This window comes from Humidisolicoccus flavus, assembly GCF_045689595.1.
Classification (GTDB): domain Bacteria; phylum Actinomycetota; class Actinomycetes; order Actinomycetales; family Microbacteriaceae; genus Humidisolicoccus; species Humidisolicoccus flavus.
Map to the genome: position 1 here is coordinate 928,053 of NZ_CP142724.1, position 25,037 is coordinate 953,089.

25 protein-coding genes are annotated in these 25,037 nt (G+C 63.4%); 2 read left to right on the top strand and 23 right to left on the bottom strand.

Annotated elements, in window-relative coordinates:
* Positions 1-101 precede the first annotated feature (101 nt).
* The 3 genes from U2H20_RS04430 to U2H20_RS04440 all read right to left on the bottom strand — a co-directional run bounded on the left by U2H20_RS04430 (position 102) and on the right by U2H20_RS04440 (position 2,369).
* Entirely contained in the window at positions 102-455 is a 354-nt protein-coding gene (locus U2H20_RS04430; protein WP_430593287.1) for a GntR family transcriptional regulator, read from the bottom strand.
* Positions 452-1,495 carry a hypothetical protein gene (locus U2H20_RS04435; RefSeq protein ID WP_430593288.1) on the bottom strand — a complete coding sequence of 348 codons (1,044 nt, stop codon included), beginning with the start codon at positions 1,493-1,495 and terminating at the stop codon, positions 452-454. Before U2H20_RS04435 ends, U2H20_RS04430 begins: the two co-directional genes overlap by 4 nt.
* Before the next feature lie 133 nt (positions 1,496-1,628).
* Positions 1,629-2,369 (bottom strand): SDR family NAD(P)-dependent oxidoreductase, encoded by a 741-nt coding sequence (locus U2H20_RS04440; RefSeq protein ID WP_430593289.1) that lies wholly within the window; start codon positions 2,367-2,369, stop codon positions 1,629-1,631.
* A 63-nt stretch (positions 2,370-2,432) separates the two neighbouring features.
* Here U2H20_RS04440 and U2H20_RS04445 point away from each other — a divergent pair, with 63 nt between their 5' ends.
* A complete protein-coding gene (locus U2H20_RS04445) occupies positions 2,433-3,122 on the top strand; it encodes a TetR/AcrR family transcriptional regulator (RefSeq protein ID WP_430593290.1) in 690 nt (229 codons plus the stop codon).
* Between the two features lie 89 nt (positions 3,123-3,211).
* On the opposite strand, the gene U2H20_RS04450 is transcribed toward U2H20_RS04445, so the two are convergent.
* From U2H20_RS04450 to U2H20_RS04475, 6 genes are all read right to left on the bottom strand, one after another.
* Positions 3,212-3,967 (bottom strand): ABC transporter ATP-binding protein, encoded by a 756-nt coding sequence (locus U2H20_RS04450; RefSeq protein WP_430593291.1) that lies wholly within the window; start codon positions 3,965-3,967, stop codon positions 3,212-3,214.
* The gene (locus tag U2H20_RS04455) at positions 3,964-5,064 is read right to left on the bottom strand and encodes an iron chelate uptake ABC transporter family permease subunit (protein ID WP_430593292.1); all 1,101 of its coding nucleotides are present in this window, start codon (positions 5,062-5,064) and stop codon (positions 3,964-3,966) included. Before U2H20_RS04455 ends, U2H20_RS04450 begins: the two co-directional genes overlap by 4 nt.
* The gene (locus U2H20_RS04460; RefSeq protein WP_430593293.1) at positions 5,057-6,085 is read right to left on the bottom strand and encodes an ABC transporter permease; all 1,029 of its coding nucleotides are present in this window, start codon (positions 6,083-6,085) and stop codon (positions 5,057-5,059) included. The genes U2H20_RS04455 and U2H20_RS04460 overlap by 8 nt, the downstream gene beginning before the upstream one ends.
* A 126-nt stretch (positions 6,086-6,211) precedes the next feature.
* Positions 6,212-7,189: a siderophore ABC transporter substrate-binding protein gene (locus tag U2H20_RS04465; RefSeq protein WP_430593294.1), complete on the bottom strand. Its 978-nt coding sequence runs from the start codon at positions 7,187-7,189 to the stop codon at positions 6,212-6,214.
* 162 nt (positions 7,190-7,351) lie between these two features.
* On the bottom strand, positions 7,352-8,722 hold the full coding sequence (locus tag U2H20_RS04470) for a glyceraldehyde-3-phosphate dehydrogenase (RefSeq protein WP_430593595.1): 1,371 nt from the start codon (positions 8,720-8,722) through the stop codon (positions 7,352-7,354).
* A gap of 178 nt (positions 8,723-8,900) precedes the next feature.
* Positions 8,901-9,701: a siderophore-interacting protein gene (locus tag U2H20_RS04475; RefSeq protein ID WP_430593295.1), complete on the bottom strand. Its 801-nt coding sequence runs from the start codon at positions 9,699-9,701 to the stop codon at positions 8,901-8,903.
* A gap of 228 nt (positions 9,702-9,929) precedes the next feature.
* Here U2H20_RS04475 and U2H20_RS04480 point away from each other — a divergent pair, with 228 nt between their 5' ends.
* Positions 9,930-11,165, top strand: coding sequence for an MFS transporter (locus tag U2H20_RS04480; protein WP_430593296.1), 1,236 nt, complete (start codon positions 9,930-9,932; stop codon positions 11,163-11,165).
* 287 nt (positions 11,166-11,452) lie between these two features.
* Here U2H20_RS04480 and der read toward each other — a convergent pair whose 3' ends face one another.
* From der to U2H20_RS04550, 14 genes are all read right to left on the bottom strand, one after another.
* Positions 11,453-12,976, bottom strand: a complete 1,524-nt coding sequence (gene der / locus U2H20_RS04485) for a ribosome biogenesis GTPase Der (RefSeq protein WP_430593297.1) — start codon at positions 12,974-12,976, stop codon at positions 11,453-11,455.
* Positions 12,973-13,635 (bottom strand): (d)CMP kinase, encoded by a 663-nt coding sequence (gene cmk, locus U2H20_RS04490; protein ID WP_430593298.1) that lies wholly within the window; start codon positions 13,633-13,635, stop codon positions 12,973-12,975. Before cmk ends, der begins: the two co-directional genes overlap by 4 nt.
* On the bottom strand, positions 13,632-14,714 hold the full coding sequence (locus U2H20_RS04495; protein ID WP_430593299.1) for a prephenate dehydrogenase: 1,083 nt from the start codon (positions 14,712-14,714) through the stop codon (positions 13,632-13,634). Before U2H20_RS04495 ends, cmk begins: the two co-directional genes overlap by 4 nt.
* Before the next feature lie 50 nt (positions 14,715-14,764).
* Positions 14,765-15,523 carry a pseudouridine synthase gene (locus tag U2H20_RS04500; RefSeq protein ID WP_430593300.1) on the bottom strand — a complete coding sequence of 253 codons (759 nt, stop codon included), beginning with the start codon at positions 15,521-15,523 and terminating at the stop codon, positions 14,765-14,767.
* Complete coding sequence (gene scpB / locus U2H20_RS04505; RefSeq protein WP_430593301.1) at positions 15,516-16,163, bottom strand: SMC-Scp complex subunit ScpB; 648 nt, start codon at positions 16,161-16,163, stop codon at positions 15,516-15,518. Before scpB ends, U2H20_RS04500 begins: the two co-directional genes overlap by 8 nt.
* Positions 16,153-17,022, bottom strand: coding sequence for a segregation and condensation protein A (locus U2H20_RS04510; RefSeq protein WP_430593302.1), 870 nt, complete (start codon positions 17,020-17,022; stop codon positions 16,153-16,155). The genes scpB and U2H20_RS04510 overlap by 11 nt, the downstream gene beginning before the upstream one ends.
* Before the next feature lie 23 nt (positions 17,023-17,045).
* Positions 17,046-17,936, bottom strand: a complete 891-nt coding sequence (locus U2H20_RS04515; protein ID WP_430593303.1) for a ParA family protein — start codon at positions 17,934-17,936, stop codon at positions 17,046-17,048.
* A gap of 75 nt (positions 17,937-18,011) precedes the next feature.
* The gene (gene xerD, locus U2H20_RS04520; protein ID WP_430593304.1) at positions 18,012-18,938 is read right to left on the bottom strand and encodes a site-specific tyrosine recombinase XerD; all 927 of its coding nucleotides are present in this window, start codon (positions 18,936-18,938) and stop codon (positions 18,012-18,014) included.
* Between the two features lie 10 nt (positions 18,939-18,948).
* Positions 18,949-19,593: an NUDIX domain-containing protein gene (locus U2H20_RS04525; protein ID WP_430593305.1), complete on the bottom strand. Its 645-nt coding sequence runs from the start codon at positions 19,591-19,593 to the stop codon at positions 18,949-18,951.
* Positions 19,594-19,595: 2 nt separating this feature from the next.
* Positions 19,596-21,284 (bottom strand): CTP synthase, encoded by a 1,689-nt coding sequence (locus tag U2H20_RS04530; RefSeq protein ID WP_430593306.1) that lies wholly within the window; start codon positions 21,282-21,284, stop codon positions 19,596-19,598.
* A gap of 149 nt (positions 21,285-21,433) precedes the next feature.
* The gene (gene recN, locus U2H20_RS04535) at positions 21,434-23,098 is read right to left on the bottom strand and encodes a DNA repair protein RecN (RefSeq protein WP_430593307.1); all 1,665 of its coding nucleotides are present in this window, start codon (positions 23,096-23,098) and stop codon (positions 21,434-21,436) included.
* Complete coding sequence (locus tag U2H20_RS04540) at positions 23,095-23,994, bottom strand: NAD kinase (RefSeq protein WP_430593308.1); 900 nt, start codon at positions 23,992-23,994, stop codon at positions 23,095-23,097. Before U2H20_RS04540 ends, recN begins: the two co-directional genes overlap by 4 nt.
* A gap of 6 nt (positions 23,995-24,000) precedes the next feature.
* Positions 24,001-24,780 (bottom strand): TlyA family RNA methyltransferase, encoded by a 780-nt coding sequence (locus U2H20_RS04545; RefSeq protein ID WP_430593309.1) that lies wholly within the window; start codon positions 24,778-24,780, stop codon positions 24,001-24,003.
* Positions 24,777-24,989 (bottom strand): hypothetical protein, encoded by a 213-nt coding sequence (locus U2H20_RS04550; protein ID WP_430593310.1) that lies wholly within the window; start codon positions 24,987-24,989, stop codon positions 24,777-24,779. Before U2H20_RS04550 ends, U2H20_RS04545 begins: the two co-directional genes overlap by 4 nt.
* Positions 24,990-25,037: the final 48 nt, after the last annotated feature.

Here is a 25,037-nt window from a genome sequence, read left to right on the forward strand (position 1 = left end):
AGCAGCGGCGACACCGGCACTGTTCACACCAGCACCAGCATCAGCACCCGCCACCTCCGCCAAACACCAACACGTGGGGCATGAGCGCCAATACCTCAGCGTCATGATGCGTTCCACTGCGAACGAATCACGCTGATCGCATCCTCAAGGCTCAAGTCCTGCCGCTGCGCCGCCCGAACAAAGTCGGCGGCCGCCCTCCGAATCGAATCGTCGACCGCCTGATCCGCACGGACCCGCGTTCCGGCGGAGCGACTGCTTTCGATGAGCCCCGCGCCTTCGAGTTCCGTGTACGCGCGAGCAACCGTTCCCGCAGCAACCCGCAGGTCGGCGGCGAGCTGTCGAATCGACGGCAGTCGCTGCCCGCCCGCGAGCGCACCCGAGCGAATGAGATCAGTGAGCTGCCCGCGGATCTGCTCGAACGGCGGCACCGCGCTCGACTCGTCGACCGTGATCATCGGCCCGAGACCCCGGCCGCACCCGGAGCAGCGCCAGCGCCAGCTCCTGACTCAGCACCAGACCGCGGCGCATCGCCCGAGCCAATCGAGTCTCCGGCGCTCTCCCCCGCACCCCACACCTGTACTCGGCTCGCCCGCACCATCGCCGCGGCACGAATGGCGTACACAAAACTCGCCACTCCGAGCACCACGAGCAGCAGCCCCACCACAATCCAGGCGGTCCCGACCGCGAACTGCGGCACCTGCAGTTCGATCCCCGGCACTTCGAGGTTCGCAAGTTGGCGCAGTTGCGCTCCCGCACTCGCGATCACCGCGCCCGCAAAGACCAGCAACACCGCCGTCGGAAACGCAATGACGAACCGCGACGAGGCAGCACGCCACTCGCGGTCAACCGAAGCGAGCGCGGTGGCAGGGAGCGCTGGCATCCGCGCAATCCGCACGAGCGCCGCGAGCATGGACGCCGCGAGGACAACGGTGGCGGCAATCAGGGGAAGACCGTAGAACCAGCCGGGGAACGGGCTGAGCGTGCTGGAGCCTTGTGCCCACTCGATCGTGATCGAGCGCCCATCAGCCTCGGCAACGACGCCGAACCAGATCAGGAATGCCACGAAGACGAGGGCTGCACCCAGAGACGCGAACACGAGCCATCGCGGTGCGAACGACCAGGGACCGCGCGGCTCCAGCGAAGCCGCCACCTGCTTCGAGCGAGGCACCCTCGGCGCTGGAATCGCGGCGTAGAGCAGCAGGCTCGCCGCCGCAGCGAGCAGCGGAGCGACCACGACCGGCAGCCCCAGGTACTGCGGAACGAAGGAGGCGAACGAGAGCAGCGCGGCCAACACGACGAACGAGAACGTTACGGCGACGAGGGCACGGAGGCGACTCTGCGACACCATGCGGCGAGCGCCGATCACATCGTTCTCTGTCTCGACGGCGACTGCGACTCGCGAACCCCGCTGCACGAGCAAGACGAGCAGCACCACGAACACAATGATGAATAGCGCGAGCGCTCCGATCGCGAGCAAACCCATATGTGACGACATCTCGACCACCTTCCGTGTATTACTTCATTGATACACGGACGCTGACGGGCGTGTCAACCCAGTAGTACACGGACGACAACAGAGACAACGAAGGCGCCCCCACACGCAGGGCGCCTTCACTTCGTACGAACAGTTATCGAGCGATGTATCCACCGTCAACGACGAGTTCAGAGCCGGTCATGAACGATGAGTCGTCGCTTGCGAGGAACAGAATCACCGAAGCGACTTCTTCTGGCTTGCCGAGACGATCCATCGGGGTCGTGGAGATCAGCCCGGCGCGGTCGGTTTCGCCGAGGATCGGCGTATCGATGAACCCGGGGTGCACGGAGTTCACGCGGATCCCGGAGGTCGCCCAGCCGAGCGCCGTGTTCTTCGTGAGCGTGCGCACCGCGCCCTTCGCAGCCGCGTAGCCCGGGCCTCCACCGAAGCCGCCGATGATCCCGAACATCGAGCTCACGTTGACGACCGAGCCGTTACCCGAGGCCTTCAGCGCGGCGGCAGCTGCCTTCGTACCGAGGAACACGCTCGTCTGCGTGACCGCGACTACCTTTGCGTAGGTCTCGTAGGAGGTCTCCTCGATTGGAGCGACATCGCCGATGCCCGCATTGTTCACGAGCACGTCGATCTTTCCGTGCTCGGCAACGACCGCTGCAACCGCAGATTCCCAGGCCTCTTCGCTTGTGACGTCGAGCAAAACTGCGCTTGCCGTGCCGCCAGCCGCTTCGATCTCTGCGACGACCGCGTTCGCTTTCTCTTCTTGCACATCGGCGATGACCGCAAAGCCACCTTCCGCAGCGAAGCGAGTGGCCGTCGCTCTGCCGATCCCGCTGGCTCCACCAGTGATGAGCGCTACTTTGCCCTCGAACCGGGTCATTCCAAACACCTCTTCCAATTATTTCCAACATATGTTGGATAGTTTCTATTCTACGATTGCCGAATGGATCCGAGAAGACTTCGCTCACAATTGCTATTGAGTGACGCCGTCTTGACCCTCGCGGCGAAGCAGTCGCTCGCGGGAGTCACCGCGACCGATATCGCAAAGCTCGCCGGCGTCAACCGCTCGACGTTCTATGAGCACGCGAGCTCCCCGGAGCAGTTGCTCGCCGCAACCTTGACGCGCGAGCTCGACGAAATCCGCGCGGTGCATCTCGCCGCAATTGACAGCAAGGCTTCGGCGGACCAGGTTTCGGATGCTGTTTCGAACGTCGCGCGGGCGGTCATCGAACATGTCGCCGCCCACGACGCGATCTACCGGGTCGCCCTCCACCGAGACACGGCCTCCCCCAGCCTGCACTCAATGCTCGCCGACCATTTCGAGCGCTCGATCGCGACCCTCATCGAGGTGGGCGCAGTGCAACTGCCATCTGGGAGTCCAGCAAGCCTGGCAACACTCGCCCCTCGCTCAGTTGCCTACGCCGCGGTCGGTGCGATCGACGCGTGGTTGCACAGTGGCCCTGGAGCACACCGTCGCGCAGGCGATCACAGCGACTCGACTGATTCCAGAGATTCAGGCGATCACAGCGGCGCGGACAATGCCCCGCGGGTGGACATCGACGATTTCCTCCGAGACCTGCAATTGCTGTTCCCGAGCTGGTGGCCGTTCCCAGACGAGCAGCACTCCGAATAATTTCGGCACGCCCAGAGATTTCGCGAGGGCACCAAACGACTCAGCTCCGAACCCTCAGCTCAGAGCATTCGCTCCGAACCTTCAGCGCATCACACGTACACCGCAGTGCGCCGCCCTCCGAGATCGTGCACGCGCACCTCGGTGTCGAAGACGTCCGTCAGGATCTCGTCCTGCATGATCTCTTCCGCCGTGCCCGCAACGACGATCTGACCATCGCGCAGCGCAACAATGTGGTCCGCGTAGGCCGAGGCGAAGTTGATGTCGTGGATGATGAGCACGATTGTCTTCCCGAGCTCGTCCGCTGCACGCCGCAGCTGACGCATCATGAGCACCGCGTGCTTCATGTCGAGGTTGTTGAGCGGCTCGTCGAGCAAGACGTACTCGGTGTCTTGCGCGAGCACCATCGCGACGAACGCTCGTTGCCGCTGGCCTCCCGAAAGCTGATCGAGAAACCGGTGCTGGAGCGCCGTGAGGTTCAGGAACTCGAGCGCCTCATCGACGTGGCGCTGGTCCTCGGCCGTCAATCGCCCCTGCGAGTGCGGAAACCGCCCGAGCCCCACGAGGTCTTTCACCGTGAGCCTCGCCGTCAGATGATTCTCTTGTCGCAGGATCGAGAGCTGCTTCGCGAGATCCCGCGACTTCACAGTGCGCACGTTCTGTCCTGCGACTTCAACCACCCCGGAGGTCGGATCGAGCAATCGCCCGATGATCGTGAGCAGCGTCGACTTCCCCGCCCCGTTCGGGCCGATCAGCGCCGTCACTCCGCCGCGCTCGATCGACCCCGTGACCGGCCCCAGCACGGTCTCATCGCCGTAGCGCTTTCCAACGTCGGTGAACGAAATCACAGTCGGCCTTTCTTTGCGAGCAGGAGCGCGAGGAAGACGATGCCTCCGACGAACTCGATGATGACGGTGAGCATGCCGTTGGCGTAGAACACGTGCTGCATGACGAACTGCCCGCCCACGAGTGTGAAGAGCCCGAGCAGGAACGCCATCGGCAGGATCGCCCGGTGCCGGAAGTCGCCTGCGATTTGGTACGCGAGCGTCGCGATCACAAAACCGAAGAAGGTGAGCGGTCCGACGAGGGCGGTGGAGAAGGCGATCATGATCGCGATGAGCACGAGCGAGAGCGTGAGTTCGCGCTTGTAGGAGACCCCGAGGTTGACCGCGTGTTCGCGCCCGAGCAGCAGCACATCGTAGGTCGCGCGCTTTCGCCACACGATGATGCCGATCACGATGCACACCCCGAAGGCGAGCGGCAGATAGTCACTGTTCACTGCGCTCAAACGCCCGAAGAGTCGTACCGAGAGCATGTCGTACTCGGTTGGCGAGAGGAGCCGCTGCAGGAACACCGAGAGGCTGTCGAAGGCGAGCCCGAGCACGACCCCCACGAGTAGCAGCACCATGAGGCTGCCGAACCGTCCGGAGAACAGCCAGCGGTAGAGGATCGTTGCAAACGCCACCATGAGCGCGGTTTGCGCGAGCAGCTTCGGGATCCCTTCCGTGTTCGCGATTACCGTGCCACCGAAGACGAACACCATGAGCGTCTGCATGAGCACGTACATCGAATCGAAGCCGATGATCGAGGGCGTCAGAATCCGGTTCGCGGTGATCGTATGGAAGAGCACCGTGCCGACGCCCTGTGTGAAGGCGGCGACCACCATCGCGCCGAGCATCGTTGCCCGCCGCGGGAACGCGAAATCGAACGATCCGCGAATGAAGAGAAACAAGAAACACAGGATCGCGATGACGACGATGACCGAGGCGATGACGAGCCGCCATTGCCACGAGACGTTCGGCATCCGATCTGCGATTGCGCGGCCAGTCCGTCGTACTTTGGCGGCGAATCGCTGCATCGGTGGCAGCTGCATCGGCTGCGGTAGCGATCGTTCCGGCCGGCCCTGTTCGCCGGAGCCCGAAACGCCGACGCCGCGCTCAGCCATGATTCTTCCGCTGGCGCAGCATGATGCCGATGAACACGACAGCCCCGATCACTCCGAGGATCACCGAGGCGGGAATCTCCATCGGCGCGACCACCAGGCGGCCGACGATGTCGCACGCCATCAGCAGTGAGGCGCCCGTGAGCGCGACCCAGGGTAGGTTGCGCCTGGCGTCATCGCCGAGCGACATTGAGATGAGGTTCGGAACGATCAGTCCGAGAAACGGGATGAATCCGACGACGACGCTCGTCACACCCGCGGCGAGCGCAACCATCGTGACGCCTAGGAGGACAACACGCTCGTAGTGCACCCCGACGTTGGTGGCGAAGTCTTTGCCGAGTCCGATGATCGTGAGGCGGTCGGCCAAGAACCAGGCTCCGATCGCGATGATCGCAACTGCCCACAGCGGCTCGTAGAAGCCGCGCACGACGCTGCTGAAACCGCCGGAGCGCCAGGTCGACATCGATTGCAGGAGGTCGTTCTCGCTGGCAAGCAGCAGCGTCGCCGCTCCGACGACCGCGCCGAGCATGATCCCGACGAGCGGCACGAGCACTGAGCCCTTGTGCTTGATCCCGCGGATCACGCCGATGAACACCATGGTGCCGACGAACGCGAAGCCGGTTGCGATCACCATTTTCAGCAGTGGGGTCGCCGCCGGGAAGAAGATCAGGCCGATCAAGATACCGAGCCCAGCCCACTGCGTCGTTCCGGCGGTCGTTGGTTCGACGAACTTGTTCTGCGTGACGACCTGCATGATGACGCCAGAAACGCACATGGCCACGCCCGCAAAACACAGGGCGAGCGTGCGCGGAATCCGGGAGATGAAGAACATTGCTCGTGCTTCGGGGTCGTGCAGGAGCTTTTCGAGCGTGATGTCGTATCCGCCGATCGACAGGGAGGCCACGAACAACAGGACGAACGACACAGCAATGCCGCCGAGCAGGAGTCGGCGGCGGCGAAGTCGTTGCGTTGCGGCAGTCGCAGCATCGTGGGCTGCGGAGTCTGCAGCGAGCACGTTGGTCATTCGGGAGGTGTCACTTCTGTCGACGGCGAGCAGAGGAGCGTTCGACGTTGGCCATGAACGCGCCCAAGAGCAGGATGCGGTTTGGTCGCTGGCTGCACCACCAGCGACCAAACCATCGAACGGCTGCTACTTCGTGAAGGCCGTTGCGATCTGTTCGTACGCTTCCGTGTACGCCTGAATTCCCTCGCGAACGTAGAAGTACGGGTCGAGGTAGATGATGTGATCTTCGGTCGTGAAGGTCGTGTTCGCGAACGCCTCTTGCGCTGCGAAGACCTGCTCGGCGGGGAGCACTTCACCTTCACCGGCTGCAGCGTCGCGGTCGAGCACGATCACCCAGTCCGGGTTCGCCTGCGCGATGGTCTCTGGCGCGAGCCCCGAGTCACCGTGGACGTCGCCTTCTTCACCAGCGAAGACGTCAACGAGGTTCAGCGGTTCGAGGATGCGCCCGATCCGGCCAGCGCCATTGTCGATCTTGCCTGCCGAGACGACCGAGAGGAATACGGTTTCACCATTGGTTGCAGCGGCAGCTTCAGATTCCGCGGCCTCGAGCTCTTCGATGATCGCGGCAGCTTCGTCTTCCTTCTCGAAGATCTGGCCGAGCGTTTCGGTCTGGTGCTTGAGCGATTCAACCCAGCCGTCCGCGTACTCGTCGTTGCCGGCGATGTCGATGGTCAGCGCGATCGATTCGAGGTCATCCTGGTAGTCCTGGAAACGGTAGCCGCCGATGATCAGGTCTGGCTCGGCTTCGCTCACTGCTTCGAGGTTCGGTTCGCGATGCATTCCGACATCAAGGATGCTCTCGTCGGCGATCCAGTCTTCGTAGCCGACGTCTGGCAGGAGGCCCTTCGGCACGGCGACCGGCGTGATGCCGAGGTCGCGGAGTGTTTCGAATGAAGTGTTGTCGAGCGCGACGACGCGCTCCGGGTTGACGGGAACCTCGACGGCGCCGTTCGTGGTGTCGATCGTGATCACGTCGCTCGTGCCGGCATCACTGCTGCCCGAGGGGGTGCTCGCATCCGGCGACTGCGCTGAGCAGCCTGCAAGCAGCATTGAGGCGGTCGCAAACAGTGCGATGGCGCCGAACTTCGTTCGAGTGGTGGACACGCGGAAACCTCCGAGGTTCTGGTGGGTTGGCGCGCATGGCAACACTGGCACGCGCTCGATTTAGGTAAGGCTACCCTAACCAAGCCTCGCGACGTCAAGCAGTGCGTTCCGTTCAGCGAAACGCGAGTGCGCGCAACCCCAGCCCTTCGAGGGAAAGCCCCGCTACCGCTGCCCAGCCATCTCCTCAAGCACTCGGATCACCTGCGATGAATACCCGAACTCGTTGTCGTACCAGACGTACAGCACCACGTGCACGCCGTCGGCAATCGTCGCCAGCCCATCGACGATCCCCGCGCGATTCGAGCCGACGAAATCGGTCGAGACCACCTCGGGCGACTCGATGTAGTCGATCTGCGTCCGGAGTTCGCCGGAGAGCGACATTTCCCGCAACCGCGCGTTCAGTTCGTTGCGGTCGGTGCCGCGTTCAAGCGTCAGGTGCAGGATCGCCATCGAAACGTCGGGCGTCGGTACTCGGATCGCGTTGCCCGTGAGCTTGCCCTGCAGGTGAGGCAGCGCCTTCGCGACCGCACTCGCAGCGCCGGTTTCCGTGATCACCATGTTGAGCGCCGCGGAGCGACCTCGGCGGTCGCCCTTGTGGAAGTTGTCGATCAGGTTCTGATCGTTCGTGAAGGAGTGCACGGTCTCGACGTGTCCGTGGGCGATCCCGTAGGCATCGCTCATGACCTTCAAGACGGGAGTGATCGCGTTCGTCGTGCACGAGGCTGCCGTGACGATTGCGTCACTCGCCTCGATCTCCTGATGATTGATGCCGAACACGATGTTCTTCAATGCGCCCTTGCCGGGAGCCGTCAGCAGCACTCGACCGGCGCCCGGGCTTTCGAGGTGCTGCGAGAGCCCCTGCTCGTCACGCCACCGGCCCGTGTTGTCGACGATCACCGCATCGTGAATGCCATAGGAGGCGTAGTCCACGCGCGCAGGATCGTCCGAGTAGATGACCTGGATCAGCGTGCCATTGGCGAGGATCGTGTTGGTCTCTTCATCGACCGTGATCGTGCCGTCGAACTGCCCGTGCACGCTGTCGCGGCGGAGCAGACTCGCCCGCTTCTGCAGATCGTTCTCGCCGCCCCGGCGCACCACGATCGCTCGAAGTCGAAGGCCGAGTCCACGGCCGGAGTGCGCGATCAGGATGCGCGCGAGCAGGCGACCGATGCGCCCGAAACCGTAGAGCACGACGTCTCGTGGCCGTTCTACTTCGGCCCGGCGAGGCAATGCCTCCAGGATGGCGCGAAGCGATGCATCAAGATCAGTGCCGTCGACTTCACCGAGGAGCGCGCCGAGGTCGAGCGAGATGCCGGTCGTCGCGGCAGCGTCAGCGATTTCCAGGATCCGGAGCGAGTGTTCGATATTGGGTTCTGCCTCCGCGAGGCGGCGCGCGAACCGGTGAGCCTTCAAGATGTCAATTGCCGACTGGTTGACGAGGCTGCGGCCGTACACACTCGTGACGACGTCGCGTTCACGGTAGAGGCGGCCAATGATCGGGACCATGGTTTCGGCGATGGCTACTCGGCTCAGCCAAGTGTTGTGGCTGGTTTCGAACGCTGAGGTCACGGGATCAAGCTCCTTCGATTCGTCATTGAGTCGGTGGAACCTATTGTGACGTGCTTGCGCGGCCGAGTGTTGACGGGTGCAACACCTTCCGCTCCCCGGACGGCTTCGTTTCAGCGAGCGCCGGTCGGAACGTTGCCGAGCGCTACATGTACCCCTTGCCGTGCTTCCAGTAGCCGGTGAAGGTCACTTGCTGCTTCGAGAGTCCGCGTTCACGAACGAGGTGACGACGGGTTCCTGCGGCTAAGCCGGACTCCCCTGCGACGTACGCGTACGCCAGGTGCTCGGAGAGCTGCAGTTCGGGCAGCGTGCGAAGCGCGAGCTGACCGTCCTGCTCTGTGGCTTTGCCGACGAGCCAGTGCACCTCGAGGTTCTCGGGAGCATTGAACTCTTGACGGTCATCGGGGTGGTTGACCTCGATGAGGGCGACGCCGCCTCGATTGCGATCGATCGATTCGGTGATCCCGGCGATCGCGGGCAAGGCAGAGGTGTCGCCGACGATCAACACATCGCCCGGAAGATCCGAATCGTTGTAAAGCAGACCCTCATCGAGGATGACCGCACGTTCACCACGCTTGGCATCCAGCGCCCAAGCCGCGCCGGGGCCCGGGTCTTCGTGCACGACGAAGTCGATGTCGATCTCGTTGACGCCAGGGCGGAACGAGCGGACCGTGTAGTTCCGAACAAGCGGACGATTCGCGCCGCTCATGGTCAGGTACTGCGGGAACCAGCGGGTCGGCGAGGTCGGGATGTGCAGTTGCTGCTGACCCGGCTTCCGCATGAACATACGGAACCACTGATCAAAGCCCTGCGGAGTCATTGCAGCGACTTCCTCACCACCGAGGGTGACGCGACGCAAGTGCGGCGACAAGGATTCGTTGCCGAGCACTTCGAGTTCGATGAACTTTGGCTCCACCGCAGCGATGCGGGCTGGTCCAGTGCTCATGAAAATCCTCCGAGTGCGACGGGCGCGAACGACAACTTAGGCAAGCCTAACCGAAGGCTCCTCGGATCGCATCGTGCACTTCCACTGAACTGACGGCGCACAACTTCTCCCGGCAGGAATACACGAGGGGTCTCAGGTCGTTAGCATGAGAAGATCGCGCAGTCGCGAGCAGACCAACTTCTGAACGAGACTCGCGCCGACTCTCGCTCCCCATTGCTAGAGAGTCCCATGATCGCCCTTTCAAAACCACGCAAGTTCTTTGCCCTTTTCGCGCTCGCGCTCGGTGGCTTCGGCATCGGCGTGACCGAGTTCGCAACGATGGGTCTGCTGCCCGATATCGCCCGCGACCTCCTGCCGAACTTCGACGCCGCTCCTGAGCAGAACATCGCTCAGGCCGGACTCCTGATCTCCGCCTATGCGCTCGGCGTTGTCGTTGGTGCTCCAACGCTTGCAGTGCTGGCCGCGAAGATGTCGCAGTCGAAGCTCGCATTCCTCTTGCTCATCGCGTTCACGCTCGCCTCGCTCGCCTCCGCGATCATGCCCGACTTCGCAACGACCGCAATCGCCCGCTTCGTTGCCGGACTGCCGCACGGCGCCTACTTCGGTGTCGCCTCGCTGCTGGCAGCACGCATCATGGGCCCGGGCAAGCAGGGCCAAGGGGTCGCCCTCGCGCTCAGTGGTCTCACGATCGCGAACGTGGTCGGCGTTCCGCTCGCGACGTTCCTCGGCCAGCAGGCCGGATGGCGCTGGGCATACGTGGCCGTCGCCGTGATCTTCGCGGTGACGCTCGTGCTCGGATTCTTCACTCTGCCTCGCACGCCCGGAAACCCGAAGCGTGGCGTGGCAGCCGAACTCAGCGCGTTCCGTAGCGGTCGGCTCTGGTTGATGGTCGCGGTCGGATCGATCGGCTTCGGCGGGTTCTTCGCGCTCTACTCGTACATTGCAGAAGTCACGACCCGCGTGGTCGGGCTCCCCGAAGTCGCGGTGCCCTGGGTGCTCGCGACGCTCGGTGTCGGTATGACGGTCGGCAACATCCTGGGTGGATTCCTCGCCGACAGGAACCTCTCACGCACCGTCATCATCGGGTTCACGAGTCTCATCGTGGTGCTCGCCGGCTACGCGCTCTTCGCGACCGCACCCGTCACGCTCTTCATCGCAGCGCTCCTCATCGGGCTCACCTCCTCAATGCTCATCCCCTCGCTCCAGGCGCGACTCATCGCGATCGCCGGCGAAGCGGAACTCCTTGGCGCAGCGCTCAACCACGCAGCGTTCAACGTCGGCAACGCGCTCGGCGCTTGGCTCGGTGGGCTCGTCATCGCTGCGGGCTTCGGATACCTCGCGCCCGGCTGGGTGGGTGTCGTCCTCGCGAGCCTCGGATTCGTGCTCGCGCTCGTCTCCATCTCCCTCGACAAGACGCCGATCACGACGCAGTCGATTCCCGTGCAGTCGCTCAGCGACGACTGAACGCTGCGCAGTCCAAACGCTGCGCAGTCCAAACGCCGCACAGTCCGAACGCCGCACGGTCCGAACGTCGCACGAGCCGAACGCCGCACAGTCCGAACGCCGCACAGTCCAAACGCCGCACAGTCCAAACGCCGCACGAGCCGAACGCAGCACAATCTAGGCGCCGTCGGTTCGGGCCACAGACCATCCGCGGTGCTCTTCCCCGCACCAAGGCAAAAGGGCCGCTCACCAACAGGTGACCGGCCCTTCTGCCTTGCGAGACGCGAGTGCACGCACCGCAGCACTGCTTAGGTGCGACGCGTGCGCTTCTCACGAACGCGCATGTTCGTGACGATCGGCGTACCCGTGAAGCCGTACACCTCGCGGAGACGACGCTGAATGAAGCGGCGGTACTGCGGGTCGAGGAATCCGGTCGTGAAGAGCACGAAGGTCGGCGGGCGGGTTGAGGCCTGCGTGCCGAAGAGCACGCGTGGCTGCTTGCCACCGCGAACCGGGTGAGGGTGCTCCGCCGTGAGGTCTGCCAGGAAGGCGTTGAACTTGCCGGTCGGAATACGGGTGTCCCACCCCTCGAGCGCAGCTTCGAGCGCGGGCACGAGCTTTTCGAGGTGACGGCCCGTCCGAGCGGAGATGTTCACGCGAGGCGCCCATGCGACGTGCGCGAGGTCCTGCTCGATCTCACGCTCAAGGTACTTACGGCGTTCGTCGTCCAGTTCGTCCCACTTGTTGAACGCGAGCACGAGCGCACGGCCGGATTCGAGCACGAGGTCGACGATCCGGACGTCCTGCTCGCTGATCACCTGTGTGACGTCGATCATGACGACACCGACTTCGGCTTTCTCGAGCGCAGCCTGCGTCCGGAGGGTTGCGTAGAAGTCAGCACCCTGCTGCAGGTGCACGCGGCGGCGTATACCGGCGGTGTCGACGAAGGTCCAGACGCGGCCCCCGATCTCGACCTGCTCGTCGACCGGGTCGCGGGTCGTGCCAGCGAGTTCGTTGACGACGACGCGCTCTTCACCGGCAGCCTTGTTGAGCAGGCTCGACTTGCCGACGTTCGGGCGTCCGAGGATCGCGATGCGTCGCGGTCCACCGACTTCCTGCTTCGCGACTGCAGAAACCTCGGGAAGGATCTTGATGACCTCGTCGAGGAGGTCGGCGACGCCACGGCCGTGCAGGGCCGAGACGGTGCGCGGCTCGCCAAGGCCGAGGCTCCACAGCATCGCTGCTTCTGCTTCTTGCCGCGAGTCGTCAACCTTGTTCGCAACCAGGATCACGGGACGGTTCGACTGGCGCAGCATTTTCACGACGTGCTCGTCGGTCGATGTCGGGCCGACGTTGACGTCGACGATGAAGAGCACCGCGTCAGCCAGGTCCACAGCGATCTCGGCCTGCTGCGCGACGGAGCGGTCGATCCCCTTCGCGTCCGGTTCCCAGCCGCCCGTGTCGACGAGCGTGAAGCGGCGCGTGTTCCACTCGGACTTGTATGAGACGCGGTCACGCGTCACACCAGGGGTGTCCTCAACGACTGCCTCGCGACGACCGAGGATTCGGTTCACGAGGGCGGACTTGCCGACGTTCGGGCGACCGACGATTGCGAGCACGGGAAGCGCCGGCATGTAGACGATCTCGTCGGGGTCGACCGATGCGAGTTCGAGGATGTCCTCGTCGTCCTCTTCGAGTTCGTATTCATCAAGGCCTGCACGCAACGCGGTGACGCGTTGGTCGGCAAGCTCCTCGTCGAGTGATTCCAAGCGCTCGCGCTCGGCGTCACTCAACGCCGGGTATTCATCATCAAAGCGATCCTCGCTCGTCATTTCGTGGCCTCCAGCCCCGCTACATGTGTCGTGACCGCATCCACGGTTTCGACGAAATTCAAAAATGTTGAGTCGACCACGGTCACGCCCTCTGCGGCGGTAAAGAAGTCGACAACTGATGCGTCCTTTGCGTCTCGAGCGGCGAGCAGTTTCGCCACTGCGTCAGCGTCAGCATTCAGCAGTTCGCCTGCGCGTCTCGCCGCACGCACCTCTGGTGCCGCGGTGAGCAGAATTCGCACATCTGCGTCGGGCGCAACGATTGTGGTGATGTCACGTCCTTCCGCAACAATGCCCGGCTTTGCCGCCGCAAGCAACTCCCGGAACTTGTTATTGAGTGCGACCCGGACATCCGCGAGCTTCGCAACACCGCTGACCGCCGCCGTCACTCGCTCCGATCGAATGGCCTCGGTGACGTCGTGCTCGCCCACCCGGACCCACCGCTCCTGCGGATCGAGCGCGATCTCGAAGTCGAAGGCGTGGAGTGCCAGCATGACCGCGCGAGCATCGTCGGTGCTCTCCCCCGCCTCTAAGACGCTCCAGGCGAGCGCGCGATATGCGGCGCCGGTGTCGAGGAACTGGAAACCGAGCTTCTCTGCGGCGGCCCGAGAGACACTGGATTTTCCGCTGCCTGCCGGCCCGTCAATAGCAACGATTGTCATAGCAGTACCGTCCATTCACGTTCCGAGAGCGCGTTGACGAGGTCGGTGGCGCGTTCGGGCTGCACGAGCACTTCGGCGACACCGAACGCGGCGCCTTCTGCGTGCTCGATCCGGAAGTCTTCAATGTTGATGCCGATCTCGTCGATCGTCGTCATGAGGCGCGCGAGCTGACCGGGCTTGTCGTCGACCCGCACCGAGATACGAGCGAAGCGAACCTTTTGGCCGTGCTTGCCGGGCAGGCGCTCGACGCCAGCATTTCCGGCATGCAGCGCATCGGCAACGACGCGGCGTGCGCCCGCGCGATCGATGTCGGTGAGCGCCGTGATGAGCGCATCGAGATCGCTGCGGACCTTCGTGAGTTCTTCTGCGACGGAGACCGAGTTCGCGCCGAGGATCTGCACCCAGAGGTTGGTGTCGCTCGCTGCGATGCGCGTGACATCGCGGAGCCCTTGCCCTGCGAGTCGGAGCGCTTCGTCGTCGGCGGTTTCGAGCCGTGCGGCCATGAGGCTCGAGACGAGCTGTGGCACGTGCGAGGCGACGGCGACCGCACGGTCGTGATCAGCCGCGTTCATCTCGATCGGCATCGCGCCGAGGTCGAGAATCAGATCTTCAACGAGCCCGCCCTGGCTGTAGGTGATGTCGTCGTGCCCTGCGATCACCCAAGGTCGACCGATGAAGAGATCGCCTCGACCGGCGAGCGCACCGCTGCGTTCACGGCCGGCCATCGGGTGTGTGCCGAGGTACCGGGATACATCAGCGCCGAGCTCGTGGAGTTCTTGGAGGGGTGCGGCTTTCACGCTCGCGACATCCGTGACAATCGCGTTCGGGAACATCCGGAGCTGTTCTGCAACGACGCGCGCGGTGACGTCGGGTGGAACACAGACGACGATGAGCGCAGGGTCGTCGTTCGGAGTCGCCGCAACACCGGCGCCGTAGTCGATTGCAAGTCGCAGGCTGCTCGGTGAAATGTCGTCGAGTTGGACGGTGACGCCCTTGGCGGTGAGCCCGAGCCCAATGCTCGAACCAAGCAGGCCGGTGCCGACCACTCGCACTTCGCTCTTCAGTCGCGATTGCGACACGGTTTCCTCCTTCGCGGTGCCGCGCAGGAATTCCGTGCCGCGGGCACCCTCTATGGTAACGGGCGCTCTTTGCCGCTCGCGCCACGGGAGAGCGTCAGCAGTTCGCCCATCTCGCGGCGGTTGACTTCGCGCATGTGGCCCTGGCGGAGCGTTCCGAGATGCAGGGGCCCGAACTGTCGTCGCACGAGTTCGACGACCGGATTGTCGATGTGATCGAACATACGTCGCACGATGCGGTTTCGCCCCGAGTGCAGCGTGATCTCCACCATTTGAAACCCTTGGCTCGGATTGTCGAGCGTGCGCACCTTGTCGGCCTTGATGAAGCCGTCTTCGAGTTCGAATCCTTTACGCAGTTCGCGAAGCGCTGTCTTTCCGACCGATCCGCGGACCCGAGCGATGTAGGTCTTTTCCACGCCGAAGGAGGGGTGTGCGAGCGTGTGTGCGAGGTCACCGTCGTTCGTGAGCACGAGCAGCCCGCTCGTCTCGATGTCGAGGCGACCGACGTTGTAGAGACGCTCTTCGTACTGCTCGGTGAACTCGCGAAGATCCGGGCGCCCCTGCTCGTCGCGAAGACTCGAGACGACGCCCACCGGCTTGTTCAGCAGAATGTAGCGCTTGGAGACGTCGAGCTGCACTGCGTACCCATCGACCTCGACGCGATCCTCGAGCGTGATGCGACGACCGAGTTCGGTCATGATCTCGCCGTTCACAACGATTCGTCCCTCGACGATCATGTCTTCCACGACTCGCCTGCTCGCGACTCCTGCTGCCGCGAGCACTTTCTGCACGCGTTCGCCTTGCTCAGTCATCGGTTCCTTCCGGGAGGAGTGGAGAAATGGGTGGGAGCTCGTCAATCGAGTTCATCCCCAGTTGGGTCAACAGCAGATCCGTGGTGGCGTAGTTGATCGCGCCGGTCTCGCTGTCGGTGAAGGCCTCGGTGATGAGTCCCCGACCTAGCAGTGTACGCACTACCGAGTCCACGTTGACCGCGCGGATCGCTGCGACGGCTCCTCGTGTAATGGGTTGCTTGTAGGCGATCACCGCGAGCGTTTCGAGCGCAGCCTGCGAGAGCTTTGCGGGGTTCTGCGAGTGCACGAGCGACATGACGTCCGCGTCGTAGGTGGAGCGCACGTAGATTCGCCAGCCTCCCCCGACTTCACGGAGTTCGAATCCCCGCTCGGGGCCATCGCGGTGGCCGTCGTAATCGGCGACCAGTTCAGCGAGCGCCGCTTTCACGTGCGCGACGGGAACGGCGAGCGCCGTGGCGAGCGAGATGATCGCTTGCGGCTCATCGGCAACCATCATGATCGCTTCGATACGCCGCGCGAGATCGCGGGGATCCTGCTCGGTTTCAGTAGCATCGGGCTCGCCGAGGGACGACGACTCGAGATTCGCCGATTCCAAGGCTGGTGGAGCCTCTGCGTTCGTGGACTGCGCGTTAGTGGTCATAGTCAGCTCCGAGGCTTGCGAGGTTCTCGTCGGTCCAGTGCTCTCCGACCCAACGAACGTGCAGTTCACCGAGCGGTTCAATTTGTTCGAATGCGACTGCAGCGTGGCGGTACAACTCCAGCACCGCAAGGAATCGCGCAACCACGACGCCGCGGCTCGCGGCACCCACGATGAGTTCGCGGAAGGTGCTCGCCGCTCCTGATCGCAGCGAGGCGACAACGTGTGCGGCCTGCTCGCGAATGCTCACGAGCGGAGCATGCAGGTGTTCGAGGCCGACTGTCGGAATTTCGCGCGGGGTCAAGGCAAGGAGCGCGAGTGCAGCAAAGTCGTCAGCCGAGAGCGTCCACTTCAACTCTGGCGTGTGCTCACGGAATCGATCTTCGAGCCGCACGGTTCGGGGGTGCCGGTCCGCCTCCGTGCTCATTCGTTCGGCGAACCAGTTCGAGGCCATCTTGAAGGCGCGGTATTGGAGCAGGCGCGCAAAGAGCAGGTCGCGCGCTTCGAGGAGGGCGATGTCTTCGCTGTCAACGACTTCACCTGCCGGCAGCAGACTCGCGATCTTCAAATCGAGCAGCGTCGCGGCAACCACGATGAACTCGCTCGCCTGGTCGAGCTCCTCAGGGCCGTCGAGTTCCCGAAGGTACGCAATGAAATCGTCGGTGACTTTCGACAGTGCGATCTCAGTGACGTCGAGGCTTCGGTTACCGATGAGGGTCAGCAGGAGATCGAACGGGCCGTCGAAGTTCGCGAGATGGAGCCGAAAGCCGCGCTCCGATTCCCCGGCTTCGACGGAGTCTCCGCCTTCGATGGCTTCCCCTGGCTCAGCGGGTTCGGCGAGCGCCGAGTGTTCCGAGGTCACAGGCGCCTCATCGTTCGGGGGCCTCAGGCAATCGCGCCGCGGGAGATCAGTTCCCGCGCGAGCTGACGGTATGCCTCACTGGCAGCGTGTTCCGGTGCGTAGGTCGTGATCGGCACCCCCGCAACCGAGGCGTCCGGGAACTTCACAGTGCGACGGATCACGGTCTCGAGCACCTGATCGCCGAATGCCCCGACTACGCGCTCGAGCACTTCACGCGAGTGCAGTGTGCGCGAGTCGAACATGGTGGCGAGGATTCCGTCGAGGACGAGTGCCGGGTTCAGGCGATCCTGCACCTTGTCGATCGTCTCTTTCAGGAGCGCAACACCGCGGAGCGCGAAGTACTCGCACTCCAGGGGGATCAAAACGCCGTGTGCTGCGGTCAACGCGTTCACGGTCAGGAGGCCGAGCGATGGCTGGCAGTCGATCAAGATCAGGTCGTACTCGTCACTCACCTGGCGAAGCACACGGGCGAGGATCTGCTCACGTGCCACTTCGTTCACGAGGTGAACTTCTGCGGCGGAGAGATCGATGTTCGCGGGGATCACATCGAGCCCGGGAACACTCGTGTGCTGGATCGTCGCGTGCACATCGGCGTTGCGCGTGAGCAATAGATCGTAGATCGTCGGTGCGTCCTGGTTGTTGATTCCGAGCCCCGCCGAGAGCGCACCCTGCGGGTCGAAGTCGATTGCCAGCACTCGTCGGCCGTACTCGGCAACGGCTGCACCGAGGTTGATGCTCGTCGTCGTTTTGCCGACGCCGCCCTTCTGGTTGCACATCGTGATGATGCGCGCAGGGCCGTGTTGTTTCAGTGGCGCGGGGACCGGGAACTCGTGCACTGGTCGGCCGGTCGGGCCGAGAACGGGAGCATCGAGGCCGGGCAGCGACGCCGCGTTTGGATCCCTATGAGTACTCACACCGAGAGTCTATGGTCGTGAACCCGATTGGTCCGCGAGGTGAATTCGGCGTGTATCTCAACCTCGCGTTGAGGGTCAGTCTTCCGTAGGAGTCGCGTCCGCTGTCGCGCGCTGCGCTCTCGGGTGCGATTCCCGGTACATATCGCGTAGGGAATCCGCGGTGAGCAGCGTATAAATCTGGGTCGTTGCAACGGAGGAGTGCCCGAGTAATTCCTGCACGACGCGAACGTCGGCACCGCCCTCGATCAGGTGGGTTGCAAAGGAATGGCGAAAGGTGTGCGGAGAAATGTGCGCGGAAAGCTCCGCTCGATCAGCGATGGCCTGGATCACGAGCCACGCACTCTGGCGCGACAAACGAGCACCGCGAGCGCCGAGGAACAGCGCCGGCCCACCAGTCTTCGCAGCCAGGATCGGTCGAGCGCGGACCAGGTATGCATCGAGTGCTTTGCGAGCGAAGGAGCCGACCGGCACCAATCGTTGCTTCTTACCCTTGCCGGTGACTCGCACCGTATCGCCCTCAATAACGTCGTCAACGTCGAGCTGCACGATCTCGCTCACGCGAGCTCCCGTGGCGTAGAGCATTTCGAGCAGCGCGTGATCCCGGAGCTCGAGCGGTTCCTCACCCCTCGCCGCATCGATCAGGGTCGTCATCTGCGCAACGGTGATCGCTTTCGGAAGCCGTGAGGGAAGTTTCGGAGCGGCGACATCAACCGAGGGATCCTCGTCCGTCAGCCCCTCCCCGAGCATGAAGCGGTGAAAGCCGCGCATTGCGCTGATGTGCCGAGCGATGCTCGTCGGTTTCAGCGCTCGATCGGCGAGTGCGGCTCGAAAGGCTCGACAGTGCTGTGACTCGATTTCGGCGACCGAGGTCACGCCCGCGCGCTCGAGAACGAGAAGGTATGCGCCGAGATCCCGTTCATAGGCGGCAAGGGTGTGTGCAGAAAGGCCACGCTCAACGGTCACGTGCCGGAGGTAGCGTCGCAGCGCTTCTGCAGGAGTCACTGCGCCGCGCTCAGTTCAAACGTTGCGGTGCGAATGGCCAGTCGACGTTCGCATCTGCGAGCGCAACACCGCGCGATTGCGCCGCGGCAAAACTCAAGATCGCGGTGACGGTGATCGAGTTATGGATCTCTCGCGCAAGGACCGCCTGCACGGCATCGTCGAGCAGCACCCAGCGACGCTCGATTTCGGCTTCTTCCTCTGCACGGGCGAACGCATCGATCTCGCTCGCCTGCGTGGCATAGAACACTCGGATGCTCTCGCTGCTCCCGCCGGGAGAAGTCAGGATGTCGATCAGCACCGACCACGATTGCGCCTGCAGGTCGACTTCTTCCGCGAGTTCGCGCTGCGCTGCGCTCAGCGGTGACTCCTCCGCAATGTCGAGCAGTCCTGCGGGCAATTCCCAGAGCCGCGACCGCACAGGCTGCCGGTACTGGTTGATGAGCAGGATCTCCGTGCCGCGCTCAGTCTCTCGCCCGACGAGCACTGCAACCGCGCCCGGGTGCGTCATCACTTCACGGCGGAGTTCGGACTCGCCGAACGTGAACGTTTCTGCGTCGATGTTCCAGATGTGACCGTTGAACGCGCGGGAGGAATCGATCAGTGGCTGCGGCGCGAACTCGTCACGCAGTGCCCTGGTCGCCTCGTCAGCGCTCATGCTCACTCGCTCGCGTTTTCGGCGGGCTCTGGATCGTCGAAAAGACGAGTCGCACGCTGACGATCGATTGCGGCCGCAACGAGTCCCCGGAAGAGCGGGTGCGCGTGGTTCGGGCGGCTCCGGAGTTCAGGGTGTGCCTGCGTCGCGATGTAGTACGGGTGCCCGGGCAGCTCGACGTATTCGACGAGCGAATCGTCGGGTGAGGTGCCAGAGAACCAAAGGCCTGCCTCAGCGATCTGCGCACGGTACTTGTTGTTGACCTCGTAGCGGTGACGGTGTCGCTCGTGCGAAACCTCAGCGCCGTACACCTCTGCGGCCAGCGAGCCCGGAGCGAGCTTCGCTTCGTAGAGCCCGAGACGCATCGTTCCGCCGAGGTTTCCGCCGCGAAGAATGTCTTCCTGTTCCGCCATCGTCGCGATGACCGGGTTTGCTGCGTTCTCATCGAACTCGCTCGATGAGGCGTCTTCGATTCCCGCGACGTTCCGTGCGTATTCGATCACCATGCACTGCAAGCCAAGGCAGAGTCCGAGGGTTGGGAGATTGTTCTCCCGAGCGAACTTCAGTGCACCGAGTTTGCCTTCGATGCCACGAATACCGAAGCCTCCGGGAACGCAGATCGCATCGAGTCCACCGAGGTGCTTCGCTGCGCCCTCAGGTGTCTGGCAGGCGTCCGACTGAATCCACTGCAGGTTCACGCGTGTCTGGTTAGCGAAGCCACCGGCCTTGAGCGCTTCCGTCACCGAAAGGTAGGCGTCTGGGAGGTCGATGTACTTCCCGACGAGCCCGATCGTGACTTCGTGCTTCGGGTTGTGCACGGCGTCGAGCACGGGCTGCCAGCGCGACCAGTCGACTTCACCGGCCTGCTTCAGGCCGAGTTGTTCGATGATGTACGCGTCGAGCCCCTGGTTCGTGAGCATCGTCGGAATGTCGTAGATGCTTGCCGCATCGGTCGCATTGACAACGGCGTCTTCTTCGACGTCACACATCAGTGCGATCTTCTTGCGGTTGCTGTCGCTCACGGGGCGATCGCTGCGAAGGACCAGCGCGTCCGGCTGAATACCGATCGAGCGGAGTGTTGCGACCGAGTGCTGCGTCGGCTTGGTCTTCTGCTCGCCGGAGGCTCCGAGATACGGCACGAGGGAGACGTGCACGAAGAAGCAGTTCTTCCGACCGAGTTCGTGACGAACCTGTCGGGCCGCTTCAATGAACGGCTGCGATTCGATGTCACCAACGGTGCCACCGATTTCGGTGATGATGACGTCAGGCTGCGGGTCGTCCTCAGACTGCAGGCGCATGCGACGCTTGATTTCGTCGGAGATGTGCGGAATGACCTGGACGGTGTCGCCGAGGTATTCGCCACGACGTTCACGCTCGATGACTCGGGAGTAGATCTGCCCGGTCGTTACGTTCGCCGCTTGCGAGAGGTTGATGTCGAGGAAGCGCTCGTAGTGACCAATGTCGAGGTCGGTCTCCGCGCCATCATCGGTGACGAACACTTCACCGTGCTGGAAGGGGTTCATCGTGCCCGGATCAACGTTGAGGTACGGATCGAGCTTCTGCATCACGACCCGGAGGCCACGCGCTGTCAGGAGATTCCCGAGGCTGGCGGCCGTGAGGCCTTTGCCGAGTGACGAGACGACTCCGCCGGTCACGAAAATTTGCTTGGTTACGGTTCCGTTGTCTCTCGCCACGGGCTTTCATATTACGGCAGAAATAGGGTCGAGCGCGAGCGCCATGCCAGCAGCGTGTGTTCTTCCGATGAGTTCGCGCCGGCTGCGACCATCGGAATCCACTGAGATTTGAGGCCAGGCCTCAATTATTCGGCATCGAGTGCGCAGGTTCAGGATTGCGCGAGAAGTTCGCGAGCGTGCGCGAGTGCCGTGTCGCTGTCGGCGCGGCCAGAGAGCATCCGGGCGAGTTCTCGCTCTCGATCGACGCCGTCGACGGTCTGCACGCTCGATGCGGTCACGTTGCCGTTGCTCGATTTCTGCACCACGATCTGCCGATCGGCGAACGCTGCGACCTGCGCCAAGTGCGTGATGACAATGACCTGCGCATTCGAGGAGAGCTGCTTCAAGCGGCGCCCGATTTCGATGGCAGCCTCGCCACCCACGCCCGCGTCGATCTCGTCGAAGACCAAGGTCGGCACTCGGTCGCTCGCGAGCGCGACTTCGAGCGCGAGCATGACTCGCGAGAGTTCACCGCCGGAGGCGCTCTTCGTGACTGGTCGCGGCGTCGCACCGCGATGTGGAGCGAGCAGGAACTGCACTTCATCGGCACCATGGGCGGAGAACGTCTCCCCTGGCGTCACCTGAATCGTGAAGGAGGCATCGGGCATCGCAAGACCGCGGAGTTCGGCAGAGACCGCCTCCGACAAGCGTTCCGCAACCGAGGCGCGCTGCCTCGAGAGCTCTGACGCAAGCTCGGCGACCAGGGCTCGCTCTTGCTCGATCTGCGCTTCCAGATGTTCGGTCCGCTCCCCATCGCCTTCGAGTTCGACGAGGCGAACCGCGCCGTTCTTCGCCGCTTCGAGGGCGTCTTCGATGGTTCCTCCGAACCGCCGTGCAAGCGCGGCCAGGTCGCTTCGGCGTTCGTTGATCTCGTTGAGGTCACCATGTTCCTCTGCGAGCCCGTCTCGGTAGGTCGCGAGAGCACCTGCCGCTTCAGCGACGAGCGCTTCCGCGTCGAGGAGGAGTGAGTGCGCAGGCTGCAACGCCGGGTCCTCACTGATACCGCGTTCGATGAGTTGGCGAGCGCCACCCACGAGAGTCTGCGCATCCGTGCCACCGTCGTTGGTCAGCGCAATGGATGCCTCTGCGACGAGTGCTCGCAAATGCTCCGCGTTCTCCAAGCGGCCCGCGAGCGACTGCAACTGCTCGTCTTCGCCGGGTTTCGGATCGACCAGTTCGACCGCCTCGAGGTCGCCGCGCAACTGTTCCGCTTCGGCGATCCGGGCGTCTCGCTCTTCAATGATCGTCGTGAGTTCTGATTCCGCTGCCCTGAGATTCTTCAAGTGCTGCCGATACTTCGTCATGACGTCCGCAAGTGCCGCACCGCCGGCCGCATCCAATGCGTCGCGCTGCGCGGCTTCGCTCCGGAGCCGCAACTGATCCGACTGTCCATGGACCGTCACAAGGTGTTCACTGAGCGACTGCAGCACACCAGCAGGCACGCTTCGACCGCCCAGACTCGCTCGGCTCCGGCCTTCGGCATTGACTGAGCGACTCACGATGAGTTGTTCGTCTTCGATGAACCCACCGCTGGCTTCCACCTGTTCGACCACGGCTGGATCGTTGGTCACCCAGAACGCTTCGGCGTGCGCACCCTGTGTTCCCGCACGGACTAATCCGGAATCCGCTCGTTGCCCACGAAGCAGGGAAAGTGCGCTCAGGACCATCGTCTTGCCCGCACCTGTCTCACCGGTGAGCGCAGTGAATCCAGCGGAGGGTCGTAACGACGCAGCCTCGATCACACCCAGGTTGTGCAGCGAGAGTTCATCAATCATTTGGGCTGCTCGATTCGTGCCTGTTCGCGCCAGCCAACGACCGGCAGGTTGAATTTCGCGACGAGGCGGTCTGCGAACGGCGCTTCGGAGAGCCGAGCGAACCGCAACGGAATTCCCTTACGCGCTTCCACCCGTGAGCCGGGAGGCAGCGGGAAGGACCGTCGGCTGTCACACCAGAGCACGCCGGGCCCGGTTGAGTCGGCGATGACATCGACACTCATCATCGAATCGGGCGCGACGACGAGTGGACGGGTGAACAGCGCATGCGCACCGAGCGGGACCATGAGCATTGCTTCAAGGGTCGGCCAGACAATCGGACCACCTGCAGAGAACGAGTACGCGGTCGAGCCGGAGGCCGAGGACATCAAGACCGCGTCGGTGCCGAACGACGAGATCGGACGGTTGTCGACAGCGATCACGACCTCGATCATGCGGCCGCTCCCGCTCTTCTCGATGGCGGCTTCGTTCGCAGCCCAAGTCTCGTAAACGAGGCGATGTCCGTGGAACACCGAGACCGCAAGCGTCAAACGCTCCTCGACTTCGTAGGAGCCTGCGACCGATCGCCGCACGACCTCTTCGAGGTCCGCCATCTCGGCCTCGGCGAGGAATCCGACATGGCCCATGTTGATTCCGAGCATCGGAGCTCCCGTTGCTCGTTGCCACTCTGCGGCCCGCAAGATCGTGCCATCACCGCCGAGAGTCAGGATCAACTCGACAGGGCGCTCTGGGTCGAAGAGTTCGAGTCCGGGCGCGTCTTCTGCGAGCGCCGAACGATCTTCGGGCAACACCACCGGGGTGACACCAGCATCGAAGAGTTGCTCGAGCACTTTCGAGGCACCGGCAATCGCGTTTTCGCGCCCCGAGTGGAAGATGATCAGAAAGCGACGGTCACTCATGAGCCCTCATTCTGCTGCGATTCGGCGAGCTTCATCCAGCCATTCTGACGGATTCGAGCCCTGTGCGCGATTGAGCCAGAGCAGGTACTCCCGGTTTCCATGACTGCCTGTGATCGGCGAAGGTATGAGTCCACGAGTACCGAGCCCGAGATCCCAAGCGGCCCAGAGCACCTGCTCGATCGCTTCAGCTCGGAGCCCTGCATCGTGGACAATTCCTTCTTTGACACCGAGCCGCCCGACTTCGAACTGCGGCTTGACCAGCACGATCCAGTCGGCATCGGGTGCAACCGCGGCATCGGCTGCCGCGAAGACGAGCCCGAGCGAGATGAACGATAGATCCGCAGTGACCAGAGTTGGCCGGCCGATGTGCGCGAATTCCTCAGGACCAAGCTCGCGGACGTTCTTTCCTTCGATGAGGGTGATCGGCAGCGACTGCGCATCGAGCGCAAATTGTCCGTGCCCGACATCGAGCGCAATGACGTGCTTCGCGCCGCGTTCGAGCAGGACTTGCGTGAATCCCCCTGTGGAGGCGCCGAGATCGAGGGCGAGTGCACCGACCGGTGTGATGGGAAACGACTCGAAGGCACTGACGAGCTTGAGCGCCGCGCGGCTCACCCAACGTTCGTGTGCGGCAACAACGACTGCATCGTCGTCGTCGACCTGCATCGCGGACTTGTGTTGGGGTTTGCCGTTGACGGAGACCAGCCCGTCGTGAATCAGTTGCTGCGCGTGCGTGCGGCTTCGAGCGAGCCCGAGCGCTGCGAGCGCTGCGTCGAGTCGGGTCATGAACGCATCTCGAGCTTTGCCTGCAGTTGGTCGTGCAACTGCGCAAAACCAGCGGCACGCTCCTCGAGCGGCTGCGCCTCAATGAGATCGAGTTGGCGAATCAGGGCGTCGTGCAGTGCTTCCGATGCGTGCTCGTGCAGTTCAGCCCGCTGCGATTCAGTGCTGGCCGCCGTGGTGTCGCTGGAAAATTCATCGCCGATGTGTTGCACAGCTCTAGCGTACGCGGGAGCTTCGGTTTCTGGCTCGCGATCCACCCA

Bases quoted from the DNA above. Each gene is read 5' to 3' on its own strand.
- U2H20_RS04430 (WP_430593287.1), bottom strand. From the start codon at position 455: ATGATCACGGTCGACGAGTCGAGCGCGGTGCCGCCGTTCGAGCAGATC.
- U2H20_RS04435 (WP_430593288.1), bottom strand. From the start codon at position 1,495: ATGTCGTCACATATGGGTTTGCTCGCGATCGGAGCGCTCGCGCTATTC.
- U2H20_RS04440 (WP_430593289.1), bottom strand. From the start codon at position 2,369: ATGACCCGGTTCGAGGGCAAAGTAGCGCTCATCACTGGTGGAGCCAGC.
- U2H20_RS04445 (WP_430593290.1), top strand. From the start codon at position 2,433: ATGGATCCGAGAAGACTTCGCTCACAATTGCTATTGAGTGACGCCGTC.
- U2H20_RS04455 (WP_430593292.1), bottom strand. From the start codon at position 5,064: ATGGCTGAGCGCGGCGTCGGCGTTTCGGGCTCCGGCGAACAGGGCCGG.
- U2H20_RS04460 (WP_430593293.1), bottom strand. From the start codon at position 6,085: ATGACCAACGTGCTCGCTGCAGACTCCGCAGCCCACGATGCTGCGACT.
- U2H20_RS04475 (WP_430593295.1), bottom strand. From the start codon at position 9,701: ATGAGCACTGGACCAGCCCGCATCGCTGCGGTGGAGCCAAAGTTCATC.
- U2H20_RS04480 (WP_430593296.1), top strand. From the start codon at position 9,930: ATGATCGCCCTTTCAAAACCACGCAAGTTCTTTGCCCTTTTCGCGCTC.
- der (WP_430593297.1), bottom strand. From the start codon at position 12,976: ATGACGAGCGAGGATCGCTTTGATGATGAATACCCGGCGTTGAGTGAC.
- cmk (WP_430593298.1), bottom strand. From the start codon at position 13,635: ATGACAATCGTTGCTATTGACGGGCCGGCAGGCAGCGGAAAATCCAGT.
- U2H20_RS04500 (WP_430593300.1), bottom strand. From the start codon at position 15,523: ATGACTGAGCAAGGCGAACGCGTGCAGAAAGTGCTCGCGGCAGCAGGA.
- scpB (WP_430593301.1), bottom strand. From the start codon at position 16,163: ATGACCACTAACGCGCAGTCCACGAACGCAGAGGCTCCACCAGCCTTG.
- U2H20_RS04525 (WP_430593305.1), bottom strand. From the start codon at position 19,593: ATGAGCGCTGACGAGGCGACCAGGGCACTGCGTGACGAGTTCGCGCCG.
- recN (WP_430593307.1), bottom strand. From the start codon at position 23,098: ATGATTGATGAACTCTCGCTGCACAACCTGGGTGTGATCGAGGCTGCG.
- U2H20_RS04540 (WP_430593308.1), bottom strand. From the start codon at position 23,994: ATGAGTGACCGTCGCTTTCTGATCATCTTCCACTCGGGGCGCGAAAAC.
- U2H20_RS04545 (WP_430593309.1), bottom strand. From the start codon at position 24,780: ATGACCCGACTCGACGCAGCGCTCGCAGCGCTCGGGCTCGCTCGAAGC.